This is a genomic window from Microbacterium sp. UMB0228 (assembly GCF_002871415.1).
Taxonomy (GTDB): Bacteria; Actinomycetota; Actinomycetes; order Actinomycetales; family Microbacteriaceae; genus Microbacterium.
The window spans coordinates 130,114-136,660 of the sequence record NZ_PNFU01000008.1; the positions used below are offsets into that span (position 1 = coordinate 130,114).

Here is a 6,547-nt window from a genome sequence, read left to right on the forward strand (position 1 = left end):
ACATGCGAGGAGCGTTAGCCGTGAGTGAGTATCCGTGGTTCGACTTCGACCGAGTCGACTACGTCACCGCGGACACCCACTTCAGCCACGCCCGGATCAGCGAACTCGCGGACCGTCCATTCACCACCGTCAACGAGATGAACACCGAGCTCATCCGCCGCTGGAACGAGACGGTCGCCCCGACAGATGTGGTGCTACATCTCGGGGATGTCGCGCTCGGGCCGATCGAGGAATCGATCACCCTCACCGCGCAGCTGAACGGTCACCGGTACCTCGTCCCCGGGAACCATGACCGGGTCTCACCAGCGACACAGTCCAGGAAGGCGATCGAACGGTTCGCGCCGCTCTACGAGGCGGCCGGGTGGACGATTCTGCCGGAGGTCATCGAAGGCACCCGGCACGGCTACCGGATCCTCGCATCCCACTACCCGTACAAGGGCGACTCGCAGGAGTCGGACCGACACACGTCGCACCGGCCCCGCTGGGACGATGGGATCCCGCTGTTGCACGGTCACACGCACGCACGCGACCACGGCCCGAATGGGCACCAGTTCCACGTCGGCGTCGACGCCCACGCATACGCGCCCATCCCGTTCACCGTCATCGACGAGTGGGTCCGGGGCCTACCGGATGTCGAGCCGTGGCTCGATGTGGCGGTCCGTGAAGCCCGTCAACTCCTCGCCAACCTCGACGCCACCGAAACCTCGAACTCCGACGCGATGTTCTACACGATGGGCTACAACGAACTGCGCGTCGCGCTGGAGGAACTCCTCGGCGCGCTCTACTCTTCCCACCCCGACTCCCCCGGGAACACCGCCAAGGCTTAGGACTGCCTCGGACGCGCTTTCGGCGCGGGCGACGGTATGAACAGTTCGCCTGCCGCGGGGCCGGATCGGAGGGTCCGCGGTTCTCGTCGGAAGCGGATCCATCCACAACGCTGCCAGTGCACCATCGTCAGGTACCGCGGCGACGACGACGTCCAGGCAGCCTGATGCTCCGCGGCGCTGAGATCGTGCGACGCGAGCTCCGGGAATACTTCCCGGAAGGTCGGGGATTGGCCGTGTTCGCGGGCGTAGCGATGGAGGAATGTCACAGCGCGACGCGCCCACACCGGCGCCGTCTCGTCAGCGGTGAGTTCAATGAACAGCGGCGCGAGGTGAGGTGCCGACCACGGCTTGTCCTCCCGGCCTGAGTCGGCCGACACCACGCATTCCTTGCCCTCGACCGTCATCGCAGAGATCCCACCCCGGACTCAGCTCCGGTCACGGGTGTCGTCGGGTGCGCGTTGCGTGTCGGCGGGACCCGCAGGCTCCTCGCCCTGATCTCGTCCTCCAGCTCGGCTGCTGGATGAACCCGCATCCATGACTGCCTTCAGCGCCGTGGTGTACTTCTCTCCTGTCACCTTCACGCGTTCCCGCGCGTCGTGCCGCAGCCGACTGGAAGTTCGTTTCTTCTGCGTCATGCCGACGTCCTTCGCGTGTCTGGAATTCGAGTATTCGTCGATGGCTCGACGGGAGTGCTGCGACGGAGTCCGTGAGCCTGTGATGGGCCCCGCGGGGCGGGCGGGTCAGATCGTTGCCTGCCTGCGTCCGAGGTAGACCCGTTGATGCGCGCCCCGCGTGGGCGGACCGGGATGCCGGCGCTATGCAAATGCCGGTTGATGGTCATCTCGCTACAGCCGGCGAGCTGCGCGATCTGTGCGATGGTCCAGTGCTTCGTTTCATAGTGATCGCGGAGCCAACGGGGGTCGAGGTCGAAGGTGCGGGGTCGTCCCCTTCGAGTCCGGGTGCCCGCGTCGGCGAGAATGCGACCCACTGTCTGCCGAGACACCCTCGTGTCTGCGGCGATCGTGTAGGTGGAAGCTCCCGCCGCGTACACCTGCGTCAGCCGGTCTGGTGGCATGGCTTCTGTCGCTGTCGCTCGTGCCGGCCGGATGGGCGGCCACGACGGCGCGATCTGGGGTCCGACTTCCGGGAGCTGAGGGGTGGGTTCGGGTGTCCAGGTGACGGGCTCCTGAATGCCGTTGGCGACGAGGAACTCTGCGGCGATCTGATCGAGCGCCGCCCGCACCGCCGGCGGGAGCTCCTCTACGAAGCGGGCTACGGCGGGCGGGCTCGCCCTGGTCGTGTGCCACGCCGTAGGCATCGCACGCAGCGGGTTCCCGGAGAGTTCTTGGTACAGGGCTGCGCGCGCCAACTCCCAGCGTCGTCCGCTCCCTGGGGACACGCCCGCGTCCCGGCAGAGCTGCCCCCACTGTGATTCGGGCAGGAGATCGGTGTAGTCGAGGTGGCGGCGGCGGGCGTAGTCGATGGGCACGTCTTGCGTGTCCAATAGAGCTGCCAGGCGGAGGACCGCGTGCAGGGTCGTCACGTGGTGAGTGCTGCGGCCCAGCTCACGCATCACGTGCGTCACCTGCCGTGACGGTGCGTGCGGATCGAGCAGCGCGAGCGCGGCGGAGTGTGTGAGCCTCGTGCCGGTAAACACGACCGCTGCTGCCAGCGCGGACGCGGCGATCTCGTTGTCGACCCGCAGTGGGGCGTACTGGGCGATCCAGTCCCCCCACAACTGTGCCGGCACTTTCCGTGCTCGCTCTTCCGGGCTGACGCCCGACGGCGGTGCGGACTGCAGAAACACGGTGGGGCGGCGGCGGCGACCCAGCGCGGCCGCGATCAGGGTCTGTAGTTGTGGTGTGTGCGCGGTGTACGACGTGCTGTGCGCCAGCCGCCCCTGCAGCAGGGAGATGATCGCGGCCGGATTGGTCAGTGCGCGGTGACCGAGGGTGGTGCCGACAGCGGCCCCGACGGCAGAGTCTGGTCGCGCCCGGATCGCCCTCGTCCAGTCCTCGCTCATCTCGAACAGCCCAATGAGCTCCCGGCCCAGCGGGCTCGCGTCGATGCTGTGACCGCCGACGATTGCGTCCCGCGCGGTGCGGGACAGTAGCCGAATGTCTTCCAACACAGGCACGGCCGGCTGCGGTGCATCAGCATAGATCCCGAACTGCGCCTGACCGGTGGAGACGATGCGCATCATCGCCCGTTGCGCATCCAGCACCGCCTGCGGCACCGGCGTGCGGGTCCGGTCCTCGGTGAGGTCCGCGCGACACCGGTTGGCCTGCGGACCCCTCCCCGGACCCCGCACGGGATTGTGGCAACGCCCGGGAACGGGAACAAGTGCGAGCGGGTGAGCGCGGTGTCGGGCAGGAAGATCACAGGTCTGGCACCGATCCACGAGAAGGCGGCGGTGGCGGGCACAGGCGAACCCGAACGGGAACTGCCACGACATCCGCCACCGTCCACCCGAATCGACCAGGCATTCCGGGCAGTATCGTCCCGCGGTCCCTGCAGCCGGGCATTGCGCGCTGATCCGACCCTGCCGGGTATAGCGGATCGCGTGACGGGCGAAGCGCATCCTCGTCATCTCGTGAAACTGATCGGCAGGGATGCCCGTGGAAGCCTCAAGCCGGGCAGCCTGCTCCTCGGTGAGGGTTGTGGCCCACTTGTCCGCCATCCACGCGGTCGCCGATACAGCCAAACCCTTCTCCTGCTCGATGAGACCGAGCGCGCATGCCATCTCGTTCATCGTCGCCCCATAGGTGGCCGCCATCTTCTCCAGCCAGGAATCGAACGGCTCATCCGGCAGTGGCCGCACCCGAAACGGCAGCACCCGCACCTCGTCGGAACGCGTCGCGGCCTTGCCGGTCATGCGGCTGCCACCTCGCCACCCTGGGTCTTTCGGCGGCGGCCCGCTCTCTGGCTTCGAAGCTGCCGTTCCAGCTTCGCCTCCAGCTCACGACGTTCCGTCTCGGCGCCCTCGTCGATGCGAATATCATCGAGCAGCTCCCGATCGATGCGTTCCCTGCCGGTGCGGATTGCGCGCGATGCGCCGCGGCGGATCAGGTCCATCAGCGACCCGATGTTCCCGGTCGTGCGGGCGAACAGGTACCGCGAGAGGTCGACGAGCATCCCGTCTCTCCCGTCGGTCAGCACGAGGGCCTGGTCGATGCCGAACAGCAGCCGGTCCCATTCATCGCGGCCGCGTTTGTGGGCGAGGGTGAAAGGTTCCAGGCTGAGGACTGTCCACCGTCGGAAGGTCTGCGCCATTGCTGCGCCTTCGCCGGTCTGGCCCTCCCCGACGAGTCCCCGCTTGCGGAGGGCGACACCGGCGAACAGGAACGTGGCGTTGTATTCATTCGAGAGCCACTTCAACTGGTTCGCGACCTCTACCCCGTCACGGGTATTCATCCGCAGGAAGTGGAGATCATCAACGATCACCAGGCGCGTGTCGTGGCGTTCGATGCACTCCGCGGCTGCCCGGGCAAGATCTCTACCCGCCATCGAGCGGTGCAGGATCCCGGCGGTGGCGGGGTGGGCGTAGAACCCGAGGATCATCATGTGCAGACCCTTGATCGTCGGCCGGCCCGTCAACGTCACATGACACACCGGCAGGTGCCGCACGTCCCGGTCCTGATCCAGCCACTCCCCGGCCTCCGCGATCCGCTGCTGGTGGAACACTCGACCGAAGTTGTTCACCACCGTGGACTTCCCGAGCGCCGGCGGCGCGTCGATCGCCGCCGCTGACTTCACCCGGTCGGCGTCTTGCAGGTTCGAGTCCAGGATGTCGCCGAGTTGCAACTCGATCTCCTGCACCTGTCGGGTGCGCAGCAGGATGTTCGCGTGCCACTGACGCCGCGCCAAGTCATACCCGACACGCTCCTGCGTGGATAGCGCCGCCAGCCGCTTCAGCGTGAGGGTGTCCGGACGGGTCCGGGCTGGGCGTTCTGCGAAGTCGTTCCACCCCTCGTAGGTGGACAGGCTCCGCTGCCGTGCTCCCGCCTGCGGCTGGGGCTGGGTGGTTGTCATCGGAGCATCTCCATCGGCTCGAAGCGGTAGTCGCCACGGATGGTGGGCTCGTCGATGTCGTCCTCGTCGTCATCATCTCCGGTCTCCGGCACATCGACCCGTGTCCTCGGATCCCTCACCCCGCCGGTCAGCTCCGTCGCCAGGTCCGACCCGGCCGTGAGTTCTGCGTCCAGCATCCGTTGCACCGTCCGCAACGACCACACCCCTTCCGGATCGGGGTTCTTCTCATCCAGGCGGGCCGCCATCCGGGCGCTCATCCGCCGCTCCGACGGTGTCAACCCTCGGCCCGCGCCCCAGTCCTCGAGCAACTGCGCGGCAACATCATCGACCTGCGAGGGGCGGCCCTGCCGGATCGCAATCTTCTTCGCATACTCCAACGCGTCCAAACTGAACGGGGTGTCGAACGCGTCCTTGTGCTCCCACTCCAGGGTGTGCCAGGTGTGATCCTCCGGGTCGTGGAAGTAGATCTTCGTCAGGTCGTCCGGGTTCACCACGAACGGCCACTCCGTGCCCGTGTCCCGGTGGATCGACCGGGCCCGGTTGCGGTACTTCGCCACCGAATCCCCCGTGTAGCGAAGATTGTGAATCTCCACCCCATAGTGGTTGAACTGACGCTTCACCACCGGCAGCAGCTCCAACAGCACATTCCGGTCCGTCGGCATCCGCAGCGAACCCGCGACAGCGAGCCCCTGGTCATACTTCTGCGCCGGACTCAACTTCACACCCGGGAGGCTGGGATCGGCGAGCGACTCATGCGGGCGGAGGTGATAGACCGTCGCGATCCACTCGCGGATGATCTGCTCCAACTGCGGAACCGTATACACCGCCTCACCCTCAACATCGTCCCCACGACCCGACACGTCCGCACCCTTGTAGCCGGGGAGCTCCTGCAGGAGAGAGTCGAGAGTGCGAAAGAAGCGCTCCACCGGGCTCTTGTCGGTGGGCTGGTAGATACGGGCTGGCTGGATTGATATGCCCAGTCGGGCGCACGCGGTGGTGACATGCTCGGAGAGGAAAGGGCGACCGTGGTCCACGACGATCGTCTCGGGCAAGATGCCGGCGCGTGTGAAACGGGCGACATCGGTTCGGGTGGGGTCGACGAGCACCGTGTCAGGCACGCCGTGATACGGGACACGAGCGGCGGTATCCCAACTGCCCGGTAGGTCGAACGGCAGCATCGCTTCGACGAGAACACCGGACACGTCGATGGACTTGGTCGATCCTGGCGTCAAGCGCAGCCCGAGAATGCACCGTGAGTAGAGATCGATCGCGACCGTGAGGTCCGCGCAGACCCACTTGCCCGTCACCGGAGCGACGGCGAACACATTCAGTGGGGTGGTGTCAAGAAGTACGAACTCACCGGGACGTGACGCGGTCAACCGTCCGTAGGGAGCGGCGGGCCGGTTCGCGATCGATCTCTTTGCCTTCGTGGAACCCGCGAAAGTGCCTCGTCCGCGGGTGAGCTCGTCCAAGCCCCGGTATGCGCTGGCGGTGGACGGGAATGTGACGACGTCGGGGCCGTGAAGTCTCTCGATGCGTGCGCGGATCCGGGCGAGGATGATCTTCTTCTGCACCTTGGACTGATCGTCCTGCTCATCGAGTATCGTTCGCGCGGCGTCAACCCACCGCGGGTCGAAGTTTGTCAGTGCCGCACCCGTCCGTGACATCCGGGTATCGATGAGACCCGC

6 protein-coding genes are annotated in these 6,547 nt (G+C 66.6%); 1 reads left to right on the top strand and 5 read right to left on the bottom strand.

All coding sequences use genetic code 11. The features are described 5' to 3' along the window. Positions 1 to 20: 20 nt before the first annotated feature. Entirely contained in the window at positions 21 to 827 is an 807-nt protein-coding gene (locus CJ226_RS16225; protein ID WP_005054963.1) for a metallophosphoesterase, read from the top strand. Here CJ226_RS16225 and CJ226_RS17875 read toward each other — a convergent pair. From CJ226_RS17875 to CJ226_RS16240, 5 genes are all read right to left on the bottom strand, one after another. Further along, a complete protein-coding gene (locus tag CJ226_RS17875) occupies positions 824 to 1,231 on the bottom strand; it encodes a hypothetical protein (RefSeq protein ID WP_043341843.1) in 408 nt (135 codons plus the stop codon). The genes CJ226_RS16225 and CJ226_RS17875 overlap by 4 nt on opposite strands. 21 nt (positions 1,232 to 1,252) lie before the next feature. Further along, a complete protein-coding gene (locus tag CJ226_RS17880) occupies positions 1,253 to 1,462 on the bottom strand; it encodes a hypothetical protein (protein ID WP_133177970.1) in 210 nt (69 codons plus the stop codon). Continuing rightward, positions 1,459 to 3,702 carry a TniQ family protein gene (locus CJ226_RS16230; RefSeq protein WP_101305218.1) on the bottom strand — a complete coding sequence of 748 codons (2,244 nt, stop codon included), beginning with the start codon at positions 3,700 to 3,702 and terminating at the stop codon, positions 1,459 to 1,461. The genes CJ226_RS17880 and CJ226_RS16230 overlap by 4 nt, the downstream gene beginning before the upstream one ends. Continuing rightward, entirely contained in the window at positions 3,699 to 4,859 is a 1,161-nt protein-coding gene (locus tag CJ226_RS16235) for a TniB family NTP-binding protein (RefSeq protein ID WP_005055282.1), read from the bottom strand. The genes CJ226_RS16230 and CJ226_RS16235 overlap by 4 nt, the downstream gene beginning before the upstream one ends. After that, positions 4,856 to 6,547, bottom strand: a 1,692-nt coding sequence (locus CJ226_RS16240) for a DDE-type integrase/transposase/recombinase (protein WP_102209814.1), incomplete at its 5' end; no start/stop codon positions are given. The genes CJ226_RS16240 and CJ226_RS16235, both read right to left, overlap by 4 nt.